Origin of the sequence: Natroniella sp. ANB-PHB2 (assembly GCF_046097105.1) — a bacterium.
GTDB lineage: Bacteria > Bacillota > Halanaerobiia > Halobacteroidales > Halobacteroidaceae > Natroniella.
Genome location: NZ_CP175562.1, coordinates 652,883 through 677,923 on the forward strand (window position 1 = coordinate 652,883; position 25,041 = coordinate 677,923).

The 25,041-nt window shown below is 33.5% G+C and carries 21 protein-coding genes; 20 read left to right on the forward strand and 1 reads right to left on the reverse strand.

Annotation, left to right across the window (positions count from 1 at the left end; all coding sequences use genetic code 11):
* Positions 1-9: 9 nt before the first annotated feature.
* From ACKF5P_RS03335 to ACKF5P_RS03410, 16 genes are all read left to right on the forward strand, one after another.
* A complete protein-coding gene (locus tag ACKF5P_RS03335; protein ID WP_408956074.1) occupies positions 10-981 on the forward strand; it encodes an energy transducer TonB in 972 nt (323 codons plus the stop codon).
* An 11-nt stretch (positions 982-992) separates the two neighbouring features.
* A complete protein-coding gene (locus tag ACKF5P_RS03340) occupies positions 993-2,990 on the forward strand; it encodes a cohesin domain-containing protein (protein WP_408956075.1) in 1,998 nt (665 codons plus the stop codon).
* 2 nt (positions 2,991-2,992) lie between these two features.
* Complete coding sequence (locus ACKF5P_RS03345) at positions 2,993-3,664, forward strand: S-layer homology domain-containing protein (RefSeq protein WP_408956076.1); 672 nt, start codon at positions 2,993-2,995, stop codon at positions 3,662-3,664.
* Positions 3,665-3,720: 56 nt separating this feature from the next.
* Complete coding sequence (locus tag ACKF5P_RS03350) at positions 3,721-4,308, forward strand: cell wall hydrolase (RefSeq protein WP_408956077.1); 588 nt, start codon at positions 3,721-3,723, stop codon at positions 4,306-4,308.
* Between the two features lie 254 nt (positions 4,309-4,562).
* Positions 4,563-5,834 (forward strand): ATP phosphoribosyltransferase regulatory subunit, encoded by a 1,272-nt coding sequence (gene hisZ / locus ACKF5P_RS03355; RefSeq protein WP_408956078.1) that lies wholly within the window; start codon positions 4,563-4,565, stop codon positions 5,832-5,834.
* Complete coding sequence (gene hisG, locus ACKF5P_RS03360; RefSeq protein WP_408956079.1) at positions 5,824-6,471, forward strand: ATP phosphoribosyltransferase; 648 nt, start codon at positions 5,824-5,826, stop codon at positions 6,469-6,471. Before hisZ ends, hisG begins: the two co-directional genes overlap by 11 nt.
* A gap of 70 nt (positions 6,472-6,541) precedes the next feature.
* Positions 6,542-7,837, forward strand: a complete 1,296-nt coding sequence (hisD, locus tag ACKF5P_RS03365; protein ID WP_408956080.1) for a histidinol dehydrogenase — start codon at positions 6,542-6,544, stop codon at positions 7,835-7,837.
* A gap of 115 nt (positions 7,838-7,952) precedes the next feature.
* Positions 7,953-8,540, forward strand: a complete 588-nt coding sequence (hisB, locus tag ACKF5P_RS03370) for an imidazoleglycerol-phosphate dehydratase HisB (protein ID WP_408956081.1) — start codon at positions 7,953-7,955, stop codon at positions 8,538-8,540.
* 68 nt (positions 8,541-8,608) lie between these two features.
* Entirely contained in the window at positions 8,609-9,232 is a 624-nt protein-coding gene (hisH, locus tag ACKF5P_RS03375) for an imidazole glycerol phosphate synthase subunit HisH (protein ID WP_408956082.1), read from the forward strand.
* A 2-nt stretch (positions 9,233-9,234) separates the two neighbouring features.
* Entirely contained in the window at positions 9,235-9,951 is a 717-nt protein-coding gene (gene hisA / locus ACKF5P_RS03380; RefSeq protein WP_408956083.1) for a 1-(5-phosphoribosyl)-5-[(5-phosphoribosylamino)methylideneamino]imidazole-4-carboxamide isomerase, read from the forward strand.
* A 157-nt stretch (positions 9,952-10,108) separates the two neighbouring features.
* The gene (hisF, locus tag ACKF5P_RS03385; RefSeq protein WP_408956084.1) at positions 10,109-10,867 is read left to right on the forward strand and encodes an imidazole glycerol phosphate synthase subunit HisF; all 759 of its coding nucleotides are present in this window, start codon (positions 10,109-10,111) and stop codon (positions 10,865-10,867) included.
* Positions 10,858-11,508 carry a bifunctional phosphoribosyl-AMP cyclohydrolase/phosphoribosyl-ATP diphosphatase HisIE gene (gene hisIE / locus ACKF5P_RS03390; RefSeq protein ID WP_408956085.1) on the forward strand — a complete coding sequence of 217 codons (651 nt, stop codon included), beginning with the start codon at positions 10,858-10,860 and terminating at the stop codon, positions 11,506-11,508. Before hisF ends, hisIE begins: the two co-directional genes overlap by 10 nt.
* A 301-nt stretch (positions 11,509-11,809) precedes the next feature.
* Positions 11,810-12,268, forward strand: a complete 459-nt coding sequence (locus tag ACKF5P_RS03395; protein ID WP_408956086.1) for a chemotaxis protein CheW — start codon at positions 11,810-11,812, stop codon at positions 12,266-12,268.
* A 35-nt stretch (positions 12,269-12,303) separates the two neighbouring features.
* Complete coding sequence (locus tag ACKF5P_RS03400) at positions 12,304-14,322, forward strand: chemotaxis protein CheA (protein ID WP_408956087.1); 2,019 nt, start codon at positions 12,304-12,306, stop codon at positions 14,320-14,322.
* Between the two features lie 11 nt (positions 14,323-14,333).
* Entirely contained in the window at positions 14,334-14,696 is a 363-nt protein-coding gene (locus tag ACKF5P_RS03405; protein ID WP_408956088.1) for a response regulator, read from the forward strand.
* A 16-nt stretch (positions 14,697-14,712) separates the two neighbouring features.
* Positions 14,713-15,777 (forward strand): chemotaxis response regulator protein-glutamate methylesterase, encoded by a 1,065-nt coding sequence (locus ACKF5P_RS03410; protein WP_408956089.1) that lies wholly within the window; start codon positions 14,713-14,715, stop codon positions 15,775-15,777.
* A 117-nt stretch (positions 15,778-15,894) separates the two neighbouring features.
* On the opposite strand, the gene gyrA is transcribed toward ACKF5P_RS03410, so the two are convergent.
* A complete protein-coding gene (gyrA, locus tag ACKF5P_RS03415) occupies positions 15,895-18,282 on the reverse strand; it encodes a DNA gyrase subunit A (RefSeq protein ID WP_408956090.1) in 2,388 nt (795 codons plus the stop codon).
* Positions 18,283-18,976: 694 nt separating this feature from the next.
* Here gyrA and gyrB point away from each other — a divergent pair.
* The 4 genes from gyrB to cas5 all read left to right on the forward strand — a co-directional run bounded on the left by gyrB (position 18,977) and on the right by cas5 (position 25,040).
* Complete coding sequence (gene gyrB / locus ACKF5P_RS03420) at positions 18,977-20,884, forward strand: DNA topoisomerase (ATP-hydrolyzing) subunit B (protein WP_408956091.1); 1,908 nt, start codon at positions 18,977-18,979, stop codon at positions 20,882-20,884.
* A gap of 661 nt (positions 20,885-21,545) precedes the next feature.
* Positions 21,546-23,453 (forward strand): type I-B CRISPR-associated protein Cas8b/Csh1, encoded by a 1,908-nt coding sequence (gene cas8b, locus ACKF5P_RS03425; RefSeq protein ID WP_408956092.1) that lies wholly within the window; start codon positions 21,546-21,548, stop codon positions 23,451-23,453.
* Positions 23,446-24,300 carry a type I-B CRISPR-associated protein Cas7/Csh2 gene (gene cas7b, locus ACKF5P_RS03430; protein ID WP_408956093.1) on the forward strand — a complete coding sequence of 285 codons (855 nt, stop codon included), beginning with the start codon at positions 23,446-23,448 and terminating at the stop codon, positions 24,298-24,300. Before cas8b ends, cas7b begins: the two co-directional genes overlap by 8 nt.
* A 17-nt stretch (positions 24,301-24,317) precedes the next feature.
* Positions 24,318-25,040, forward strand: coding sequence for a CRISPR-associated protein Cas5 (gene cas5 / locus ACKF5P_RS03435; RefSeq protein WP_408956094.1), 723 nt, complete (start codon positions 24,318-24,320; stop codon positions 25,038-25,040).
* Position 25,041 lies beyond the last annotated feature (1 nt).

Genomic DNA, 25,041 nt, shown 5'->3' on the forward strand with positions numbered 1-25,041 from the left:
TGATAATTTATGAAAATGAAGGATAATAAATCAGAAGCTGGCTTAATGAGATATGTATTTGTTTCTATTGTGGCTCATATTGTAATTATATACATAGTGGCCAATTTTGTAGGAGAAAAGCCTGCTTTTCAAATTTACCCGCTAGAGTATTATAGTGAAGTGCAAGTAGTCCATTATGATGATCAATTAGAAAATGATCAAAATAAAGCTGAATTAGAAGAAGAGCCTGAAGAGGATTTAGTAGAAGTGGAAGAGGAAAAAGAAGTAGAAGAAGATCTAACGACGACAGAGGAAGATGCAGAGTCAACTGAGCCAGAAGAAGGAACAGAATTGGATGAAGAGGTTTTGACCAGTGAGGAAAGTGAAGAAGAAATAAAAGTAAATGAAGAAGACGAAGAGATAGAAGACGAAGAGATAGAAGACGAAGAGATAGAAGACGAAGAGATAGAAGACGAAGAGATAGAAGACGAAGAGATAGAAGACGAAGAGATAGAAGACGAAGAGATAGAAGATGAAGAGATAGAAGATGAAGAGATAGAAGATGAAGAGATAGAAGATGAAGAGATAGAAGATGAAGAGATAGAAGATGAAGAGATAGAAGATGAAGAGATAGAAGATGAAGAGATAGAAGATGAAGAGATAGAAGATGAAGAAGCAGCACCACCTCCGGTAGCTAGAGACTTTATTGCTACTAAGATAACACCTAGTTATCCTAAGGATGCAGCAAATCTTGCTCAAGAGGGAACTGTTAGGTTGTTGGTGACTGTTAAAAGTAATGGAGAAGTTAAAGATGTAGAAATATTAGAATCTGCTGAGAATAGTCAATTTAATAATGTAGCTGAATTGACAGTTGAACGTGGTTGGCAATTTAAACAAGCTGAATCTGATTATCAGATAGAACTTAATGTTGACTTTAATTATATAGATCAACAAAGTAACGTTGAATTAGAATTTATTGATTTATTCTTTGTTGAGGAATGAGGTGATAACTAGTGAAGAAGTTAGCACTATCTTTAACTATCTTATTATTGATTCTATCTTCTCCTAAGCTTACTGCCCAAGAAGATGAACATGGTAATTTACAGTTAAAAAATGATTATATTGAGATCTTTGTTAATCAAAATGAATTGAACAGAGGAAGGTTTGCTATTCATGTAACGGGTGGAGATCCAATGCGGGATGGGGATAATAATAAGCCACTGGTCTATGGTCATCCTTACCCTTGGACCTCCTATACAACCATTAGAATTGATGGAGAGAGTTATATCTTTGGTGGAGAGACTGATCGTAGAGCCGGTAGGGATGGGAATTATGGAGAATTAGTACAAGCACCTACCATTGAGGATGATCAAATTATAACTACATATAAGTTTGATGAGGTAGTTGTCAGTCAGATTTTAAGCTTTGTTATGAGTAGTACTACGGGCTTGCCAGATACTGCACGGATTGAATATCAAGTTGAGAATACAGGAGAGGAAACTAAAGATGTTGGAAGCAGAATTATGATTGATACTTTATTAGGGGAGAATGATGGAGCTCCTTTTAGAGTTGAAGATCAGATTATAGATGGAGATAAATTATTCTTAAAAGAGGATCATTTGCCTTATTTTTGGCAAACATTTGACAGTTTAGAGGAGCCTAAGGTAACTTCACAAGGAACGGTAGTTGGCCCTAATTTGACTCCTCCTGATGAGATGTACTTTACAAATTGGGGGAGTTTAGCTGATGATCCTTGGGAGTTTAATTTTAATTCTGGTCGGGAATTTATTAGAGAAGGTGAGTTTGAATTAGATAGTGCAATGGCTTTATTCTGGCAACCAGAATCTTTACAGCCAGGAGAGACTAGAACTTATGCTACTAAATATGGCTTAGGTGGAATTGATATCGTTCCAGGGTTACTATCAGTAGGGGTTACTTCAGCTTCCACAGTAGTAATGGAGCGACCTGATAAGACTGTAGATATTATTGCTTATATTCAAAATACTGCTGAGATTACTGTTGAAGATGTGGAAGTTAAGTTAGATTTGCCGCCAAATTTAAGTTTGGTATCTGATTCTGAAAATGAAGTACTTGGTGATTTAGAGCCAGGAGAGACGGTACAAAGAATGTGGCAAGTCAGACCTGAAGATTTTATGAAAGATAGTTTGGAATATACAGTTAAGGTTGATGCTGAAAATACAGATGCCAATCAAGTAAGCCGTTCCCTAGGAGTCGTTGGCCCGCCTGACTTATCACTTGAGTTGGTTGGCCCAGATCAAATAAGCTCCTATCAGAATAAGTTAGAAGCGGATTCTTTTCTGGTTAATGCTGAGATTAAAAATGAAGGGTTTTCGACAGCTTATGATGTCAGTGCTCAGTTGGCCCTTCCTCCAGGGTTAAATGTCAGTCGAGGAGAGATCCAAGAGAAAAGATTGGGGCATTTATTACCAGGAGAATCGATTCAATTATCTTGGCGAATAGATCCTTTACAGATGGTAAGTGGTCAGTTACCTTACATTGTTGAGGTGAGCAGTGATAATGCTTCTAACCGGGTTAAGAAAAGAACGATTTCATTGCCAAGTCTAGAGCCGAAGGCAGAATTTGAAGTTTTTGATTTGGAAGATGGTTTTGAAGAAGGAGATTATTTGACTGTTGAGGTAAAGCTGAATAATTTAATCAGTTTTTATCGTGGTAGTTTTGATATTGGTTACAATGATGATGTTTTAGAACCAATTTATGTTTCACGGGGCAATTTATTTGTGGAGGATGGAGCTTTGTTGAGTTGGAATTCAGCTGAAATTGATCGGGGAGAAGCTAAAATCAAGGGGGTTTCTGGTGTTTTAGATTCAGCTAGAAGTATTAAATCAGAAACTTTTGCTCAAATTCATTTTAGAGTTAAATCTCCTGAAGAGCTTGGTTTAGAATTTTTAGACTTTAACCTTTATGATCGAAATGAAGAAGAGATTGAGCTTGAAATAGAAGATAAAGCGGTTTATATTGGGGGTAGTTAATTATGAAAAATAGAAATCTTTCTCTCTTATTAGCATTAATGTTAATCATAAATGCTACTTTACCTGTATTGGCTGGTGGTCAAATTGAAGATATTTCTAGTGGCCACTGGGCTTATCAAAGTGTAGTTGAATTGGTTGAAAGAGGATATATGTCTTTATATGAAGGTAATAAGTTTCAAGGAGAAGATGAGGTTACTCGTTATGAATTAGCAGAAATAATAGCTAAGATGTTAGATAATATAGAACAAGGACGGGTGGCAGCTGAAGAAGATGATATGTTAACTTTGAAAAAGTTGGCTACTGAGTTTCGAGAGGAACTAGTGGTATTAATGCAAGAAAATAAAGAGTTAGAAGAAGGAATTGAGAGTCTAGAGAAAGAACAATTAATTATTAGGGAAGATTTAATTAATACTAATGATCGAATTAATAATTTAAATCAACAGGCAAGTGAAATTATAGAAGATTTGAAGGAAGAAGCGACTAAGGTTATTTCTTTACAGACGCAGGTTGAGCAATTACAAACTGAAAATAAAGCATTGAGATCCCAGATTGAAGATTTAGAGCATGGTTTAGGAACTACTGGAAGTCAAGAAGAGATTGATAAATTGAACCGAAGGTTCTTCTGGTTAGCAGGGGGTACAGTAGTTACTTCATTATTGTTACTTAGTAATTAATGGCTGGTAATAACTAAAAATATTAGCAATGGATCTGTTGATAAGGGGGGGTTAAGATGGGAATAAAGCATAGAACAATATGTATAATATCATTAACTTTGATCTGCTTATTGTTGGCCCCCTTGCTTAGTGGTATTTTTGTACCTAATTATCATACAGCTTATGCTGATGGAATTAGTGAACGGAGAGCTTATCAAGGATTAGCTTTAACTTTATTGATGATTTATGCTATCGACCGGTTTGGTAGTAATTCAGTTACGGCAAGAGGGAATGCAATAATAGACTATACTAGTAATGATCTGGAGTGGCTAGCACGAGCTGTTCATGGAGAAGCAAGAGGAGAGCCTTATGAGGGCCAAGTTGCAGTAGCGGCAGTTATTTTAAATCGAGTTCAAGATGATGAATTTCCAAATGAGATTTATGATGTGATTTTTCAGCAAGGCCAATTTTCAGCAGTCGATGATGGACAGATCAACTTAACTCCAAATGAAACGTCTTATCAAGCTGCTAAAGAGGCATTAAGTGGTAAAGATCCATCACTCGGAGCTCTTTATTTTTATAATCCACGGACTGCTCGGACTTTATGGTGGCTGACGACTAGGGAAACAACTGTTCAAATTGGGGATCATGTTTTTGCAAAATAAAAATTGAAGAAGTGATACATACTAGGTCTCAGAAGGTATTTTCTGAGATCTTTTTTATCTGTTTTAAGCTAATAAAAAATATCTAGAAATCATTGTGTTTTATGGGTTTAGATGATTTTTATTTGTTGAACTTAACCTTTATTTAAAAATAATTAAAGTTAACCTTAAGATTTTAATTGACAGGCTAATATATATATGTTATATTTTAATAAATCATTACTTTATACAAGTAAAGTATTAAAGGGGGATTTCAGTTGGTTTTTGATAAATTACAACGACCAGAAGGAACTAAGGATTATCTGCCACAAATGGCAGTTAAAAAACGAAAGTTAGAAAATAAATTAAATCAGTTATTTGCAAGTTGGGGCTATCAGGAAATAATAACCCCAAGTTTTGAATTTTATGATCTCTTATCTGCCGGAACAGAGGGTCTACAAGCTAAAATGTATAAATTTTTTAATCGGAAGGGTGAGATTTTGGCTTTGCGACCGGAGATGACAGCACCTATTGCTCGGGTAGCAGCGACAGAGTTTAGAGATAAACCACTTCCTTTACGGTTATGTTATCAAAGTAATGTCTTTCGCTATGAAACACCTCGAGCAGGAAGAAATAGAGAGTTTTACCAAGCAGGAATTGAATTGTTAGGGATAGAAACTCCTCTTGGTGATGCTGAAGTAATAGCGATTGCAACTGAATCGTTATTAGCTTCAGGGTTGAGAAATTTCAAAATAGATATTGGAGATGTTGACTATTTTACTGGTATTATGCAAGCTGCTAAGATGGATTCCAGAAGTCAGACTGAAGTTAGACAGGCTCTATCAAATAAGAATTTTGTTAGGTTAGAAGAATTATTAGCTGACAGCAAACTGAACCCTCAACAACAGGAAGCAATTTTAAGATCTCAAAATTTACGAGGTGGCTTAGAGGTAATTGAGGAGGCTAAGCAGTTAGTTGATAATCAAGATTCTTTAGAAGCACTGATTAATTTAGAAGCTGTTTATCGTGATCTGGAGCTATTAGGAGTTGCTGAGTATATTTTTCTTGATTTGAGTGTTGTACGTAGTTTTGATTACTATACTGGTATTGTTTTTGAGGGTTATACTAAGGAACTAGGATATACAATTTGTGGTGGGGGACGTTATGATAAGTTGGTTGAAAAATTTGATTATCCAATACCTGCTACTGGGTTTGCTTTGGGTATTGATCGGTTGTTATTGTCATTAGAAAATCAGGGTTATCAATTTAAAGAGGTCGAGATGGGAACTTTACTTATAATTAATCCTGCTCAGAAGGAAGAAGGGTTTGATTTAGCTAGAAAATTACGTCAAACTGGAGAAAATGTAGAGTTAGAAATATATAAACGTGAAATAGAAGAAGTAATCAATTATGCAGTGGATAAAGGTATTGAGCGGATTTTATATGTTGGAGTGAATGAAGAGGGTCTGGTTAAAAGTTTTGTTAGAAAAGAGGTCTGTGAAGTGGAAGTAAAAGAGGTTAAGTTAGAGGAGGTAGCAGATGATGAATAAATTAACTGTTGCATTACCTAAAGGTAGGTTGTTTGATCCTGCTGTTGAAATATTAGAGCAAACAGGTTTGATCAATCGAGAATTAGATGATGATTCTAGAAAGTTGGTCTTAAGTGATCCTAAAGAAGAGGTTGATTTTATTCTTTCTAAGGCTGTTGATGTTCAGACTTATGTTGAGCATGGAGTGGCTGATCTTGGAATAGCAGGGAAGGATATTTTACTGGAAGCAGGTGCAACTGTTTGTGAGGTAGTAGATTTAGGGTTGAGTAAGTGTCGATTAGTGGTAGCTGTGCCTGAAGAGAGAGGGATTATTGAGGTGGGCCAACTGCCGCCAACAGGGCGAGTTGCTACTAAGTATCCCAATGTAGCTAAGAGATTTTTCAAAAAGCAAGGAATTCAAATTGAAGTGGTTAAACTTAATGGTTCGATTGAGTTGGCCCCTCTGATTGGATTGACCGATATGATTGTTGATATAACTTCCACAGGAACGACTTTACGTGAGAACAATTTAGTAGAAGTAGCTGAGATCGCTAAGTCATCAGCTAGATTAATTGTTAATAAGGTCAGTTATAAAACTTCTCATGAACGGATTAAAGGAATTGTTGAGCAGGTTAAAAAGGTAGTGGCTGGTGATTAAAAAGTATTGAATAATGAATAATGAATAATTATAAGAACAATTAAAAAGGATAAAAGATGGAGGGGTTAGAATGGTGGAGATATTAAAGACGGTTGAAGAAGGAATTGAAGCTAAACTAGAGCAGATCTTGAATCGATCTTCTTTTGATGATCCTCAGCAGGTATCAGCTGTACAGGAGATTTGGGAAAATGTAGAGGCTCGAGGCGATGAGGCTATTTTAGAATATAATGCTCGCTTTGATGGAGCTGATATGGAAGCTGAGCAACTTGAAGTTGGCCCAGTGGAGATTGAGGCTGCTTATAAAGAGGTTGAAGATACCTTTTTAAAAGCAATTAGAAAGGCGATTAAAAATGTAGGAGATTTTCATAAGAAGCAGTTGCGAGAAAGCTGGATGGATTTAAAAGAAGATGGTGTTATCTTAGGACAGAAGTTTACTGCTTTAGAGAAGGTAGGAATTTATGTTCCAGGAGGACGAGCAGCTTATCCATCATCAGTAGTAATGAATGGGGTTCCAGCTAAGGTTGCTGGAGTAGAGCAGATAGTTATGGTTTCTCCTCCAGATAAGGAGGGCGGTTTGAACCCATATACCTTGGTAGCAGCAGCAGAGGTTGGGATTGATCAGATTTATAAAGTAGGAGGTGCTCAATCAATAGCAGGGCTGAGTTTTGGGACTGAGATGATGCCACAGGTTGATAAGATTGTTGGCCCGGGTAATATCTATGTTACGTTAGCTAAGAAGTTGGCTTTTGGGTATGTAGATATTGATATGCTGGCTGGGCCAAGTGAAGTCTTAGTTTTGGCTGATAAGACTGCTAATCCTCGTTTTGTAGCAGCGGATTTACTATCCCAAGCAGAGCATGATCCTATGGCATCTTCTATTTTGATAACTACTTCTGAGCAATTGGCTGAGAAAGTAGATCAGGAACTTAAAAATCAACTTAAGGATTTATCACGAGTTGAGATTGCTAGAGAGGCTTTGAAAAATTATGGAGCAATCATCATTGCTCAAGACTTAGCAGAAGCAATTGAATTGACCAACCAATTTGCTCCTGAGCATTTAGAGGTTGTAGTTGATGATCCATTTGCTATTGTGGGAAGATTAAATAATGCAGGAGCTATCTTTTTAGGAGAGTATGCAGCTGAGCCAGTAGGAGATTATATTGCCGGGCCAAATCATGTCTTACCAACAGGAGGTTCAGCTAGATTTTATTCTCCACTTAATGTAGATGACTTTATTAAAAAGTCAAGTATTATTTCTTATTCTAAAGAGGGCTTAGAAAAGGTGAAGAATGATGCATTAGAGATTGCCCGGGTAGAAGGTTTGGATGCTCATGCTAATAGTATTAAGGTGCGGTTTGAGGAATAATATTTATTTAATATTGAATGGTTAAAAGTTTTTGAATAAAAATATATAATGTTATGGCTTTAATTATTAAATATTAGATATTAAGTATTCAATGTATTATTTAGGAGGAGATAAGATGCGTAAAGCTCAACTGACTCGTAAAACTAATGAAACTGAAATAGAGCTAGAGATAAACTTAGATGGTAGTGGTCAAGTAGATATTGAGACTCCAGTTCCTTTTTTGAATCACATGTTGGAGCTGATGGTTAAGCATGGTTTGTTTGACTTGAAGGTTAAAGCGGTTGGTGATGTGGAAATAGATGATCATCATACAGTAGAGGATATCGGGATTGTATTAGGTCAAGCTTTACAAAAAGCGATAGGGGATAAAGCAGGAATTAAGCGTTATGGTGAGCAGTATGTACCGATGGATGAAGCTTTATTGCAAACTGTGCTTGATTTTAGTGGACGATATTATCTTAATTTTTCTGTTAACGATCTTAAACATAAGGTTGGAGAGTTTGATACAGAATTGGTTGAGGAGTTTTTTCGGGCGGTTGCTTATAATGCAGGATTGAATTTACATCTTAGAAAAATTGAAGGAACGAATACTCATCATATTATTGAGGGGCTTTTTAAATCGTTCGGAAGGGCATTAGCTAAAGCTGTGATGATTGATGAGAGGATTGAAGGAGTAATGTCGACTAAGGGAAAATTGGAGTAAGGACATTTAATATTTAATATTGAATAGTTAAGTTAAATATCAATATAAATAGAAACGAGGTAAAATTAATGATCAAGATTATAGACTATGGAATGGGTAATTTGAAAAATGTTCAGAAGGCTTTTGAGATGGTCGGTTATCAAGCAGAAATTACCCAAGATAAAGAAGAAATTTTAGCAGCAGATGGGATTGTTTTACCTGGAGTAGGAGCTTTTAAGGATGCCATGGAGAATCTTGAGCGGCTGAAGCTAATAGAAATAATTAAAACAGTGATTGAGCAAGGGAAGCCTTTTTTAGGAATCTGTTTAGGATTGCAATTGTTATTTACAGCAAGTGAAGAGTTTGGGGTGACGGAAGGTTTAGATATTATTTCAGGTCGAGTCAAGAGGTTTTCTCAAAACTTAGAGCTTAAAATTCCTCATATTGGCTGGAATCAGTTGGATTTAAAGCGGAAGAATGAAATTTATGAAGATATAGAGAATGGAGAGCACCAATATTTTGTCCATTCTTACTATGTAGTACCGGATGACGAAGGTGTGGTTGCTACTAGAACAAAGTATGGAATTGAATTTGTGTCAAGTGTTAGAAAGGATAATATTTATGCGGTTCAATTTCATCCAGAAAAAAGCAGTCATAAGGGGTTACAGATCTTAAAGAATTTTGGAAAGATAGTAAATGATAAGGAGAGATAATAATGGAAATAATCCCAGCAATAGATATTCGCAATGGAAATTGTGTTAGATTATATAAAGGTGATTTTGAACAAGAGACAGTATATGGAGAGCCAATTGAGATGGCTAAATTATGGGCCAACAAAGGAGCAACGAGATTACATATTGTAGATTTAGATGGGGCCTTAGATGGTAAGCCTAAAAATATAGAGTTAATTAAAGAGATTGTTGAGACGATTGAGATTCCTATTCAAGTTGGAGGAGGAATTAGAACAAAAGAGATTATTCAAGAGTATTTAGAGATTGGGGTAGAGCGAGTAATTATTGGGACTGCTGCAATTGAAAATCCTCAGTTGGTTGTAGAAGCAATTAAAGAGTTTGGTTCTGAGCGGATTGTAGTTGGTATTGATGCTAAGGATGGTTTAGTAGCTACTGAAGGGTGGTTAGAGACTTCCGATACCACAGCAGTTACACTGGGCCAAGAGATGAAAGAGCGAGGAGTAGAATGGGTTGTTTATACAGATATCGACAAAGATGGTACTTTGTCAGGGCCAAATTTAGAGGCTACTGAGAAGTTAGCCGAAGAGACAGGGCTGAAGGTAGTTGCTTCTGGTGGAGTATCAAGCTTAGAGGATATTAAGAATTTAAAGAAGATTGAAGAGGCAGGAGTTAAAGCAGTTATTACTGGTAAGGCTTTGTATAGTAATAATCTTAAGTTAGAAGAAGCACTTAGCATTTAACATTGAATAATGAATAATGAATAATGAATAATGAAAAGTCAAAACCATTTTAAAGCAGTAATTGTCAGTGGTTTATGGAAGTTTTTTTGCTTTAAAGTTTTTTAATATTAATTATTAAATATTAGTTATTAATTGTACCTAAGAGGGAGTGATTGTTATGGTTACAAAGCGGATTATTCCTTGTCTAGATGTAGATCAGGGACGAGTTGTTAAAGGGGTTAATTTTGTTGATATTAAAGATGCTGGTGATCCAATTGAATTGGCAGCATATTATGATCAGGCTGGAGCAGATGAACTGGTCTTTTTGGATATTACAGCATCTAGTGATAAGCGTAAAACGATGATAGATGTAGTACGTAAGACTGCTAAGCAGGTCTTTATTCCCTTTACAATTGGGGGAGGAATTAGGAGTACAGAAGATATGAGAGAGTTACTGAAAGCAGGAGCTGACAAGGTTTCTATTAATTCAGCAGCAGTTAAGGAGCCAGAGTTAATCAGTGCAGGGGCAAAAAAGTTTGGTAGTCAATGTATAGTGGTAGCAATAGATGCTAAACGTAAAGGAGAATCATGGGAAGTTTATATTCATGGAGGACGTAAAGATACAGGGCTTGATGTAATTAACTGGGCCAAAGAGGTTGAAAGTTTAGGGGCAGGTGAAATACTATTAACCAGTATGGATGGTGATGGAACTAAAGATGGCTATGATAATCAATTAAATAAGGCGGTTTCAAAAAGTGTAAATATACCAGTGATTGCTTCAGGTGGAGCAGGAACTTTAAAGCATATTGAAGAAGCTTTTACAGTAGGAGAAGCAGATGCTGCTCTAGCTGCCTCTATATTCCATTTTAAAAAGTATACCATCAAGGAAGTTAAGGAATATTTGAAGGATAAGGGGGTTAAGGTGAGATGTCTTTAAGCAAGTTAAAATTCAATGACGATGGTTTGATTCCTGCAATTGTCCAGGATGTAGAGACTGATGAGGTATTAATGATGGCTTATATGAATGAGAAAGCAGTTAAGAATACTATTAAAACAGGTAGAACCTGTTTTTGGAGTCGTAGTCGTCAAGAATTATGGTGGAAGGGTGAGACTTCAGGAAATATTCAACTGGTTGAAGAGATCAAATTTGATTGTGATGGAGATACATTATTATTAAAGGTAAAACAGACTGGTGAAGCTTGTCATACAGGACATAAGTCCTGTTTTTATCGGGGGATTAAAAGACAAGAAGGTGGAGAAAGTCGCTTTGATCCAGAAGACATTTATAAAGATGCATTGGACACTGAAGTATTAGAGGAGCTATATCAAGTAATTAAGGATCGTAAAGAGAATCCGAAGGAAGGCTCTTATACATCTTCTTTATATCAGCATGGAATTAATGCCTTTTTGAAAAAAATTGGTGAAGAGGCTACGGAGATAGTAATGGCTGCTAAAGATGAAGAGGAAGCAGAGATTATCTATGAAGTAGCAGATTTTATCTATCATTTATTAGTGATGTTAGTTTATTATGATATTTCTTTGCAGGATATCTACCTTGAGTTGGATGATAGGAGATAATATAGTTGTCAGTTTATGGTTTACAGTTAAAGATTAAAATTTTATAAAGCATTATTACAAATTAATTCTAAAAATGCAGTTATATAAAAAAGCTATCTTAAGTTTTTAAGGTAGCTCTTTTTTTATTGATTTTACTTATGCTTAAACTTAGACTTAGCCTTAATTTAAAGTAGGCGATAGCTCATTTTGTTTATAAATTTTAATTAATCAGGAAGGAGTTGGCTTTTGAATCACGAATTATTGAATAAGAAGGAATTTAAATTTAATTTGACTATTTCTTTAATTGAAGGGAGGAGCTATAATGGCTGCTGATACAGAACAAGTAATTGTTTTTGATATAGGAAGCGAAAAATTTGGAGTTAAAATCACTAAGGTGCATGAAATTGTACGGTTAAAGGAGATAACTGAGCTTCCTAATAGTTCGAAGTATATGGAGGGGATTATTAATTTAAGAGGAGATATTGTTTCAGTCATTGATCTACGAAAGAGATTTAATCTTGAAGAGATAGTAGATACTAATGATACTAGAATTATTGTTGTTGACTTTGAGGGCCAAGATGTAGGTTTAGTCGTTGATAATGTCTCTGAAGTATTGCATATTAAAATGAAGGATGTTGATCTTCCACCAAAAAGTATGGCGGGCATTAAGGAAGACTATTTAAAAGGAATTGTTAAAGTAGATGATGATATAATTATTTTGTTGGATTTAGATAATTTATTGAGCTCCAAAGAGAATATCCAGTTAGAGAATGAAAATTAATAACTTGGTTGATTTTAGAAAGGGGGATATCACTAATGGATATGAATGATTTTCAGGAGTTATATGCTAGTGAATCACGTGAACACCTAGATATATTAAATGATGCTTTATTAACTTTAGAAAATGATCCTGAAAATATGGAAATGATCAATGAATGCTTTAGAGCTGCTCATACACTTAAGGGTATGGCAGGAACAATGGGGTTTGAAAGGGTTAGTAGGTTATCCCATGCGATGGAAAATATTTTAGATTTATTAAGAGATGGACAGATAGAAGTTAATACAGAAGTTATTAACTTGTTATTTAAGGCAGTAGATACTTTAGAATTATTAAGCAACAATCCAGATGAGGTAGAAAATTTAGAAGGGTTAATTACTGAATTAAAATCATTTTTGGAAACTGAAAATAGAGAGGCTGATGCTTCGGAGAAAGAAGTTACTTCTTCAAATTCTAGTGAAGAAGTTGATTTTGAGTTAAGAGATGATGAGTTAGAGATTATTTCCGCTAATTCTGGAGATCCAATGATAATTAAGGTTAGATTAGAGAATGACTGTGTCTTTAAATCTTTACGAGCTGATATGGTCTTTGAATCATTAGAAGAGTATGGAGAATTAATTAAAGCCAATCCTGCTATTGATAAGATTAGAAAAGAAGAATTAGGTGATAAATTCCAAATACTTTTCTTAACGATTGAAAAAGAAGAAACCATTGCTAAAGCTTTAAACAATATCTCTGAAATTGAAGAAATACAGATAACATTAATTGATGAGATTGAGCAACTAACAGCTAGCAGTCAACAAGAAGAAAAAGAGAATAATTTAGATGAACTAGAAGATAAAAAAGTTAATGAAGATAAATCTAAAAATAGTACCAATGTTAAGTCTTTATCGAAGAGGTTGAAGGCTAATAGTACTATTCGAGTTGATGTTGAACGACTGGACTCATTGATGAATTTAGTAGCAGAATTGGTAATTAAGAGAACCCAAGTGGAGTCAGTAGGTGAGAGTTACAATCTAGATGAATTAAATAAAAAGCTGAAGCCTCTAAGCAAGGTGACATCTGAATTACAGAATTCTGTTATGGAAATGAGAATGGTTCCAATCAGCTTAGTCTTTAATCGTTTTCCTAGATTGGTTCGTGATCTTGCTCAGGATCTTGATAAAGATATTAATCTGGTAATTGAAGGAGAAGAAACTGAGTTAGATCGAACGATCATTGATGAAATAGGTGACCCTTTAGTTCATATGGTAAGAAATGCGATTGGTCATGGGATTGAAGATCCTAAAGAGAGAGAGAGATTAGGTAAGGATAGAGAAGGTTTAATTAAATTATCAGCATTCCATGAAGGAAATAATGTAGTAATTCAAATTCAAGATGATGGTCAAGGAATTGATCCAGAATTGATTAAAAATAAGGCAATTGAGAAAGGTGTTGCTAACTTATCAGAATTGGAATCGATGTCTGAAGAAGAGATCATTATGTTGATCTTTGCAGCTGGATTCAGTACTAATGAGCAGGTAAATGATGTTTCTGGTAGAGGCGTAGGAATGGATGTTGTTAAGAATAAAATAGAGTCTTTAAGTGGTTCAGTCGATATAGAGTCAGAAGTAGGTAAGGGTTCTACTTTTACAATGAAATTACCATTGACATTATCGATAATCCAAGGCTTTTTGATCAATGTTGCTGATCAAAAGTATGTAATTCCATTGGAGTCGATTCAAGAGATAGTCGATGTTAATCCCGATGATATTAAGACGATTCGACAAGAAGAGGTTATTCATCGTCGTGGTTCTGTGATTCCATTAATATCGTTACATGATAAACTTAATAAAGAAGAGCCAGATGAAGATAAGCAAGAAATTTCTACCGTTATTGTGGAAGTAGGTAATGATTATTATGGGTTAATGGCTGATTCTATAATCGGTCAACAAGAGGTTGTAATTAAGAGGATTAATGATTTGTCAGGGGATTTAGAAAGAATTGCAGGTGGTGCTATTTTAGGTGATGGTAGTATAGCACTGATTATTAATGTGGAAGAAATAACAACTAGTTAGGAGGGATCTCGGTGGCAAAAACAGTTTTAGTTGTTGATGATGCACAGTTTATGAGAACTATGTTAAAAAAGTTAATTGAGGACAATGGTTATGAGGTGGTTGATGAAGCTGTTAATGGTGAAGAAGCAGTGGAAAAGTATAAAGAAACTAATCCAGACTTAGTAACAATGGATATTACAATGCCAAAGATGGATGGAATTGAAGCGATCAAAAAGATTAAGGAGTATGACTCTAATGCTGATGTAATTGTCTGTAGTGCTATGGGCCAAAAGCCGATGGTCGTTGAATCATTAGAGGTAGGGGCAAAGGATTTTATTGTTAAGCCGATCAAACCTGAAAAGGTTAAGGATTCATTAGATAATATTTTAGCTTAATGATGGGGGTGAAGATGTGGCTTCCATAGAGGTATTAGTCGTAGATGATTCTGCTTTTATGCGAAAGGTTGTCAGTGATTTATTAGAAGAAGAGGAAGATATTAAGGTTATTGGAAAAGCTAGAAATGGAGCTGATGCGCTACGTAAAATTGAACAGCATATGCCTGATGTGGTTACTCTTGATGTAGAGATGCCTAAGATGGATGGACTGGAGTTTTTAGAACGGTTGATGAGCAAATGTCCTATTCCAGTGGTAATGTTAAGCAGTGTAACTACTAAGCAGAGTAAAACAACCATTAAAGCTTTAGAATTAGGTGCTTTTGATTTTATAACTAAGCCTTCTGGCTCTATTTCTCTAGATATTGCTAAAGTTCAAGAGGAATTAATTCAAAAAGTAAGGCTGGCTGTGAAATCTAAGGTTAAAAAGACAATTAAGCGTCAAATAAAGGTTGAGCAAAAGAAAAAAGCAGCTAAGGTATCAGTAACGAGGCGAAAAAGAAAGGCTCGTGATAAAACAGGTGAGAAAAAATTGGTGATAATTGGAGCTTCTACTGGAGGGCCAAGGTCATTAAAGGAAGTAGTAACTGTCTTACCTGCTGATTTGAATGCTGCGTTGTTGATTGTGCAGCATATGCCGGCCGGTTTTACTAAATCGTTGGCCCAAAGATTAGATAAATTGTCTAAAATAGATGTTAAGGAAGCTGAGAAAGGTGATCCATTAAGGGCTGGGCAAGCTTTAGTTGCACCAGGAGATTATCATATGATAGTTGAAAATGGAAAGATGGAGCTTTCTCAATCTGAAAAGGTACATAATGTTCGACCTGCTATTGATAAAACAATTGCTTCTGTTGTTCGAGAATACAAGAAATCACTGATTGGTGTGTTGTTGACAGGAATGGGCAAAGATGGAGCTAAAGGTTTAGGGTTAATTAAGGAGTTTGGAGGTCAGACAATAGCTCAAGATGAGAAAACTTCAGTAGTTTATGGTATGCCAAAAGTAGCCTATGAATCAGGAGTAGTTGATACTGTAAAACCGATCTATCGGATTGGTGAGGAGATCATTAGGAAGGTAGAGGGTTGAAGTCTGAGTAAAATCTTAAAAGGAATAAAGACCAAAAGAGAGCTTAGGATGATGCCATCTTAAGCTCTCTTTTGATTTAATTTAAGATTGAAACAATATTGTAATTAAGTGTTATTTTTATGCTTCTTTATCAATCTTAGGTAACTTAAAGATCTGATTTAACTTAATATCTGATGAGTCGAATTGGGAATACATTGATCCTAAACGCTTGGTTTCTGTAATTTCTGAAACTTCTTTTTGGATTAGAGTTCCATTACTATTAACAACCATGATCTGGTCATTGCGTTTAGCAGAGATAATATTCAATAATTGATAATCATCACTTGATAAAGTCTGCAATCCTTTACCATTTCTTTGCTGAATTTTATAATCTTCTAAAGGACTTGCTTTGCCTCGGCCTTCCTTAGTTAGAGCAAGGATAACTTCTGCTTGATTAGTCAAATTAAAGCTGATTACTTGATCATTTTCTTTTAATTTGATTCCTTTGCTTCCCTTGGTATTTCGACCTGTATCTGAAATTTCTGTTTCAGAAAAATGGATTGTATAACCTTGTTCTGTACCAAGCATAATATTTTGCTCACCATCTGTAACGGCAGCATCAATCACTTGATCTCCCTTATTGAGGTTGATAGCTTTAATTGAGGAGACGGTAGTTTCGTATTCTGCTCCTTTAGTCTTTTTGACTAAGCCATCTTTAGTTACAATTGTAATAAACTTTTCTTTGACTTCTTCACTTAACAAAATAGTTTTTACTATTTTTTCATTCATTGGTAACTTCAAGAATTGATTAAGTGGATCTCCTTTAGATAGACCATGATGTTCAGGAATTTCATGAGCTTTTAGGATATGAGTCTGTCCCTGGTCTGTTAAGAACAAGAGCTTGTCATGGCTTGAACCAGATGAAATTTCAGTTATGAAGTCATTTTTACCTGCTCTGATATTATCAGGATCATCTGTTCTCTTTAAATAATTACGATAAGATAAAGAGATAATTACATCTTTATCTTTAATTAAATCTTTTTTATTCAATTCTGCTTTCGAGTCATCAGCAATCAATTCTGTTTTACGTTGATCACCGTATTCTTCTTTAATCTCTAGTAGCTCTTCTCTAACAATATTATCTAGGATTTCTTTATCTTCTAAAATAGACTCTAGATATGCAATCTTTTCTCTAATTTCTGTTAAATTCTCTTCTAAATTTTGAACTTCTAAGCTGACTAAACGCTGTAACTTCATATTTAAGATTGCTTCTGCTTGCTTTTTAGTAACTTCTAATTTACGTTGTAAGTTCTTTTTAGCAGTCCGAGGATATTTAGATTGGCGAATGATCTTGATTACCTGATCTAAGTTATCAATTGCTTTCTTTAAGCCAATTAAGATATGTTCTCGTTCTTTAGCTTGGTTTAATTGATGTTCGGTTCTATTAGTAATAATTTCTCTTCTAAAATCAATAAAATGCTGTAAGATTGTTTTCAAGTTCATTACTTTAGGTTCTTTATTGACTAAAGCTAACATATTGATCCTTGTTTTAGACTGTAATGAGGTATATTTATAAAGACGATTTAAGATAATATCTGGGTTAGCATTTCTCTTTAAGTCAATTACTATTCTTAAACCATCTCGATCTGATTCATCCCGGACATCTCTAATATTATCTATCTTTTCTTTTTTAACAGTGCTAGCTATCTCTTCAATCAATTTACTTTTATTTAGCTGGTAAGGGATTTCAGTAATTACTATTCTCTTTCTTCCTCTGCCAGCAGATTCAATTTTGCTCTTGCCACGTAAGATGATCTTTCCCTTTCCTGTCCGATAAGCCTTTTTGATTCCTTCATTACCTACAATTTGACCACCGGTAGGAAAGTCTGGCCCAGGAATAATCTCCATCAATTCGTCAATGCTTAGTTTATGGTTGTCTAATAGTTTAATTAATCCATTAATAACTTCAGTAAGGTTATGTGGCGGAATATATGTACTCATTCCAACTGCAATACCACTAGAACCATTAACTAATAAATTAGGGACTCTAGAAGGTAATACGGTTGGTTCTTGTAAGCTCCCATCAAAATTATCGATAAAATCAACTGTCTCTTGTTGGATATCTTTGAGTAATTCAGTAGAAAGAGGGGCCAATCTAGCTTCAGTATAACGCATAGCTGCTGCACTATCCCCATCAATAGAACCAAAATTACCATGTCCATCGATTAATTTATAGCGTTGGCTAAAATTTTGAGCCATTCTAACCATGGCATTATAAACTGCTGTATCACCATGAGGGTGATATTTACCTAGAACCTCTCCTACGATTCTAGCCGATTTTTTATGAGCTTTTTCAGGATGTAATCGTAACTTCTCTGCTGCATATAAGATTCTTCGATGAACAGGTTTTAAGCCATCCCTAACATCTGGTAATGCTCTACCGATAATAACACTTAATGAATAATTTAAATAAGAGTTACGCATTTTATTTTCAATTGCAACTGGTGTAATCTGTTTGTTTTTCATTTTTTAGTCCCCTTTCATAGAGTTTATAATTAATTTAGCTTTGTATTTAAGCTGTTAATTGATAATTTTGTAGATAAATTTTTAAGTGGATCACTTAAGCTTAAATTTTAGTCTTAAAGATATTTGTTCTTAGTATGTCTAGTATATTATCGAGTATGATTGTTATTTTAATTTTATTTGGTAGCTTTTTTTAGTATATTATTTATTAGAGGATTAGTCAATCTCTAATCTACTTGAAGAACTACAAATAAATTACATATATATCTAAATAAACAAAATTAAGTAATAAAAACCACTTGTTTGAATTAATCCTATTAATATTGTATAGGAAAATCACTTTAAAATAAAGGGTTAATATACAATGTAGTTTAAGTTTAAGATTGAAACTAACCCAATCGTTAGAGTTATAAAGATTCAACTTTTATTTGAACTTAAGGCTATAATTAGACTGAATCTTAAATTAAAAGTAGTTATTTAAGAATTAAAGCAGGAGAAAAGTCTTCTCTTAAGAATAATATTCAAATAAATAGATAAGTTTATTTAATAGATAAGGTTCAACTTGAAGAATAGAAAAAGAGAAATCAATTTGAATAATATTCCAGAAAAGTTGCTATCACAGTATTTATATGCTATTATAATAAACGTAACAGATCATTATACAAAAAATGGTAATAGATAAAGGGAAGGTGTTATTATGGCAATAGATAATCAATATAATGCAAAAGAGATTCAAGTTTTAGAAGGATTAGAAGCAGTACGTAAGCGACCTGGAATGTATATTGGCTCTACAGGAACTAAAGGCTTACATCATCTTGTTTGGGAAGTAGTTGATAATAGTATAGATGAATTTTTAGCAGGTTATGGTGAACGAATAGAGATAATTATTGAAGAAGAGGGAGCAGTTACAGTTAGAGATTATGGTAGAGGAATTCCAGTAGATCTTCATCCACAAAAAGGATTGCCGGCAGCTCAATTAGTATTGACTACGCTTCATGCGGGAGGAAAGTTTGATGGTAGTGGATATCAAGTTTCTGGAGGACTACATGGAGTAGGTGTTTCGGTAGTTAATGCTCTTTCTGAGTGGTTGAAGATTGAAATACATCGTGATGGTTATGTATATCATCAAGAATATAAAAGAGGTTTTCCTAAGACTGAGTTAATTAAAGGGGAGCGTACGAAAGAAAATGGAACACAGATTACTTTCAAACCAGATCCTGAAATTTTTGATACTATTGATTATAAATTTGAAACTTTACAGACTAGATTACAGGAATCTGCTTTTTTAAATAAAAATTTAGAGGTTTTATTAATTGATCGACGAGCGGAGGAAGAGAAAGAAGTAAGGTATTGTTATGATGGAGGCTTGGAAGCCTTTGTAGAGTTTTTGAATCAAAATCAAACAGTTCTAACAGATGATTTAATCTATATTGAAAAAGAGGTTGATGGTATTTATGTCGAGGTTGCTTTTCAGTATAATAAAAGTTATAATCAGCGGCTATATACCTTCGCCAATAATATCAATACGCATGATGGAGGTTATCACTTAACAGGGTTTAAAACAGCAATTACTAAGGCCTTTAATAATTATGCTAAAGATAATAATTTATTTCGAAAAAAGGATCCGAAGTTGACGGGAAGTGACTTAAGAGAGGGTTTGACTGCGGTAGTCAGTGTTAAGCTACCTGATCCTCAATTTGAAGGGCAGACTAAAACAAAGTTAGGTAATAGCGAGATTAGAAGTGTGGTAGAAAAGGTTGTTTATGAATATTTACGTTATTACCTTGATACACATCAAAAAATGGCTAAAGCCGTAATTGAGAAGGCTCTAGAGGCTGTTCGAGCACGGAAGGCATCTAAAAAAGCTCGTGAGTTGACTAGAAGAAAAGGGGTTTTAAATAATAATTCACTACCGGGTAAGTTAGCAGATTGTAGTAGTCGTAAACCAGAAAAATCTGAATTATATCTTGTCGAGGGTGATTCAGCGGGAGGATCAGCTAAACAAGGGCGTAATCGTCAATTTCAGGCTATTTTGCCTTTGAAAGGAAAGGTAATGAATGTAGAGCGGGCTCGTTTGAATAAAATTTTGAAGAATAATGAAATCCGAACGATTATTACTGCTTTAGGAGCAGGAATTGGAGATCAATTTAATTTGGATAAACTAAGGTATCATAAGATTATTATTATGACCGATGCTGATGTAGATGGGGCACATATTTGTACCTTGATTTTAACTTTGTTTTATCGTTATATGCCTGAATTGATTAAGAATGAGCATGTTTATATTGCTCAACCTCCTCTTTATAAGGTTAGTTATCGAGGAGATGAGAAGTATCTATATACTGATAAAGAATTAAAAAAGTTTTTAGTAGATAAATCTAGAAAACAGATTGGAATTCAACGTTATAAGGGATTAGGAGAGATGAACCCTGGGCAGTTATGGCAGACAACGATGAATCCTAAGACGCGGAAGTTACAGAAGATAGAGATAGAAGATGAAATTATTGCTGATGATGTGTTTAATAGATTGATGGGTTCAAAGGCAAGTCTGCGTCGAGAATTTATTATGAAGAATGCTAATCTGGCTGATAATATTGATGTTTAAGTTGATAATTTCTTAAAATCAAAAGGGAACCAGAAATGAACACTAATAAAAAATAATTTTTTGTAGAGGTACGATGCGTCGTGCCTCATTTTTAAAATAACGTATTTTCTTGATTAATTAGGATAAATTTAGTAAAATGAGATTAAGGAATTAAAAATTATCAGCTATAAAGTTACAAATTTATTGAGGAATAAATATACAGGTGTTTTGAAATCCTATAATAACAATGCTGAATAAGATTTTAAATTAACGGCATTTTATTGGGAAATCTTTATTTTGCATAAATATACGAAGCTAAAACAAGAGAGTTACTCTATTAAGGAATGTTGATGAAGCCTTGATCTGATAGTATTATTTCGTTCTGACGGTATAATACCACAATCCACTAAAACAAGGATAGGAAGAGCAGTGAATAGTGAATATTGAATATCGAATAATTAAAATCAAAAGAAAGAATAAGTGGTTCAAACTAGGCAAATAGATGTCTAGTTTATTTTTTTTGGATTATTTTTCAGATGGACAGTATTTGTCTTTGGTGATTTGATATAGTAATAATTGCATAAGATGGATTTTTTATTAATTGTGCAAGGGATAACAGGGTTTATCTAGAAGTATATAAATGGTAATAATGTATTTTGATGCTGAAAAAGGAGGTGTTAGGATGATTCATGCATTTAAAAAATTAGGTGAAAAGGAATTAAAAGGATTATCTGAAAGTGAAAAAAAGAGAAAATTCTTAGAAGATCAGACAATTGAGCCAAATGAACCAAGTGCTGATAATGATGATAGTAATAAATATTGGGAGGTAGTTATAAATTTTAATACTGAAAAAGAAGAGATAAAAGTAAAAAAAGGAAAACAGCTATATAGAGAGAATCGAGAAGAGTTTTTTGGATTTGAGTTGTTAGGTAGAAGGAGTAAAAAGATTTATTTTACTGCTAATAATTTATATTATCATTTGTTGACTTTGCCTCAAATGATTGGCTATGTGAAAAATAAATTTGATGATGATAGATATCAAGAATTTATAGAGCATTTAAGGATACTTAGTGATAAGTTTTATACTAAAAAGAAGAAAAGTTTTTTAAAACTAGATAATTTCACTTCTAAAGCTAGGAAAAAATTACTTCAATATTTAGGAGATAAGGATAAAAATCATAAAAATATGAGAAGTGCTTTAGAAGAATATGTTAGTAAAGATATATTAGGTAGTACTAGAAAGAATTTTGTAGGAAATATAAATATATTTTCTTTAAAGTTTAATGACAAATATATTACTGAAACAGAGTTTGCTAGTGATTATATAGATATAGTCTATTATGAACGTCAAAAGAGGTTTTTTGCTGGCAGAATGGTTAAAGATAAGGCTTTATGTGGAGGATGTGATGAGCTTAAAAAAGTAACAGGTAAAATTGATATACCAACTAAGTTTTATGTTACTAGTAGTCCTTATTTTTTTGAAAATTTGAAAGTAAATAATGCTTATAAATCATTTGGCATCTGTCAAGATTGTTATCAAGAGGTGATGGTGGGAATAGCGAAGGTAAAGAAAGATTATTCAGCAAGGTTGTTTAATCAACTTAGGTATTATGTAGTTCCAAAAGATATTGATAGTGATTTAAATTATGAACGAGAACTTAAATGGATCAAAAAATTATTTTCTAATAATGATGATTTAGATTTAATTAAGAAAGTCAAAAAAAGAGATTTGAAGGTTGATTTTTTATTTTGGCGACCTGATCAAGCTTCATTTATTGTCTTAGATTCAATTAATGATGTTTATTATAGTCGTTTAAAAAATATTTTTAATGAATTAAAATTGCTTAAACGAGAGTTTGAAGAAATTAAAATAGGATTTAACAGTATATATTGGTTGCTGTTTCCTAATTATAAATCTCATCCTAATCCAGACCCTAAGTTGTATCGTAAGGAATTGCTTAATTTACTTAGCTCAATTTTAAAAGGACGAGAAATAAATTATCGTTATTTAATTGATAATTTTAATTTCATCTTTAGAAAGAGATATTTTCAGAACAAGAAAAAGATTGAAGATATTATTTATCAACCGCTAGAAATGAATATTTTACTATCTTGGTTTAGTAAGATAACTAACTTGAAAGGAGGATTTAATGTGGCAGAAGGAAATAGCTATACAGAGATTGAAGATAAAGATTTAAAAGAATTTTTTGAAGTTCATTCTGATATTTATAAGGATAATAATTATCGCCAAGGTTTATTTATGCTAGGTAAATTAATGAATGAGGTTTTAAAAGAACAGCAAAAAGAAAATAAGTCGGCTAATATTTTAGACAAGCTTAGTTTTGATGGATTGCCAGTTAGAAGGGTTAAAAAGTTTGCTAAGGATATAACAGAGATTTTAAATATTTATGATAAGTATGGGCTTAATCAATTGTTACATGCTCAGATGATGGATAGATTACAAGGGATTGAAAATTCGAGTTTAAATAAAGATGAGGTTGTATTTTATATTTTATCTGGGATTTCTTTTGGAAGATATTTAGGATATAAATATAATCAAAACAGAGAGAAAGGGGATCAAAATGAGTAAAGAAGAGATTAAAAATTCAGAATTTTTATTTTTATATGATGCTAAAAGATGTAATCCGAATGGAGATATGGATAATGAAAATAAGCCAAGAATGGATTGGGATACAGGAACTAATTTAGTTAGTGATGTTAGATTAAAAAGATATATTCGAGATTATTTAGAGACTGTTAAAGGGGAAACGCTATTTGTAACAAATAAGGCAGAAGATGCTAAGGATAGAGTTAAACAATTAGGAGATCAAAGTGTATTGGATTTGATTGGAGTTAGATTATTTGGAGCTGTAACAGCTACAGAAAAAGCAGATCATCTAACTGGGCCGGTTCAATTTAATTGGGGTTATTCTTTAAATAAAGTAGAGTTACAAGATACAAAGACGATAACCTCTAGTTTTAGTTCAGGAAAAGGAGTTGGAAAGGACTATCGAGTTAAGTATTCTTTTATTGCTTTTAGTGGTGGGATTAGTGGTTTAGCTGCTAGAGATACTGAGTTGAAAGAAGCTGATATTGAGTTATTAGATGAATCAATAGTTAAATCTATTCCTCTAAATCGGACTCGCTCTAAAATTGGCCAAACTCCTAGATTATATTTGAGAGTAGAGCTAAAAGATAATCAATCATTTTTAAATGATTTAAGAGAGTATATTAATTTAGATTATCAAAAAGCAGAAGAAAATGTTAGAGAAATTAGTGATTCTAAGTTAGATATAACTCAATTGCTAGATTATTTAGAGGCAAATCAAGAAAAGATAAATAAGATTTATTATTGGAAAGATAGTCAATTAAAGTTTAAAGATAATGGGTTTGAAAAGCTATTAGAGATTTTTACTAGTGAGGAATTAAATTATTAAACTGAGGGGTTGGTGATATGGATATAAATAAGATCTTAGTTTTTAATATAAAGGCTAAGGCAGCTCATTTTAAGAAGTTTTATAGTAATAAGAGTTCTTTGAGCTATAGAATACCTCCTAGAACTGTTCTAATGGGAATGGTTGCTTCTATCTTAGGTTATTCACGGGATAGTTATTATCAAGATTTAGCTCCTGCTAAAGCTAAATTTGCTATTAAAATTATAAGTCCTGCTATTCCTCATTTTGAATGTATGAATTATTTAAAAGAAGGTGGCGGACATACTCAAGTTAGATTACAGTTATTACTTCCTAAAAAAGATTTAATTAAATATCAAATCTTTTTTACTCATCAAGATGAGAAATTATTAAAAGAGTTAGCAGAGAAGATTAAACAAGATAAATTTGGTTATGGCCTCTTTTTTGGCCAAAGACAGTTTAGAGCTAGTGCTCAATTTATTAAAGTTGTTGAAGATGTTAAATTATTAAAAGATTATCAAGGTCAAATTGATACATTGACTTTTAAAGATAATATTCAAGAACTAAACTTAAAAGATAGGACTAAGTTGACAGTAGATAATTTACCTGCTTCTTTTAAAAAGGTCAAATCAGGCAGAGAGCCAGAGCAAATAGTTGAAGTTTGTTTTGAAGAGGAAGGTAAAGCTATAAACGGTGTTTTTAATGAAGTATTAAAAGTTGAGGAAAAACATATTAGCTTTTTTACACCGATTGTGGGGGATTAAG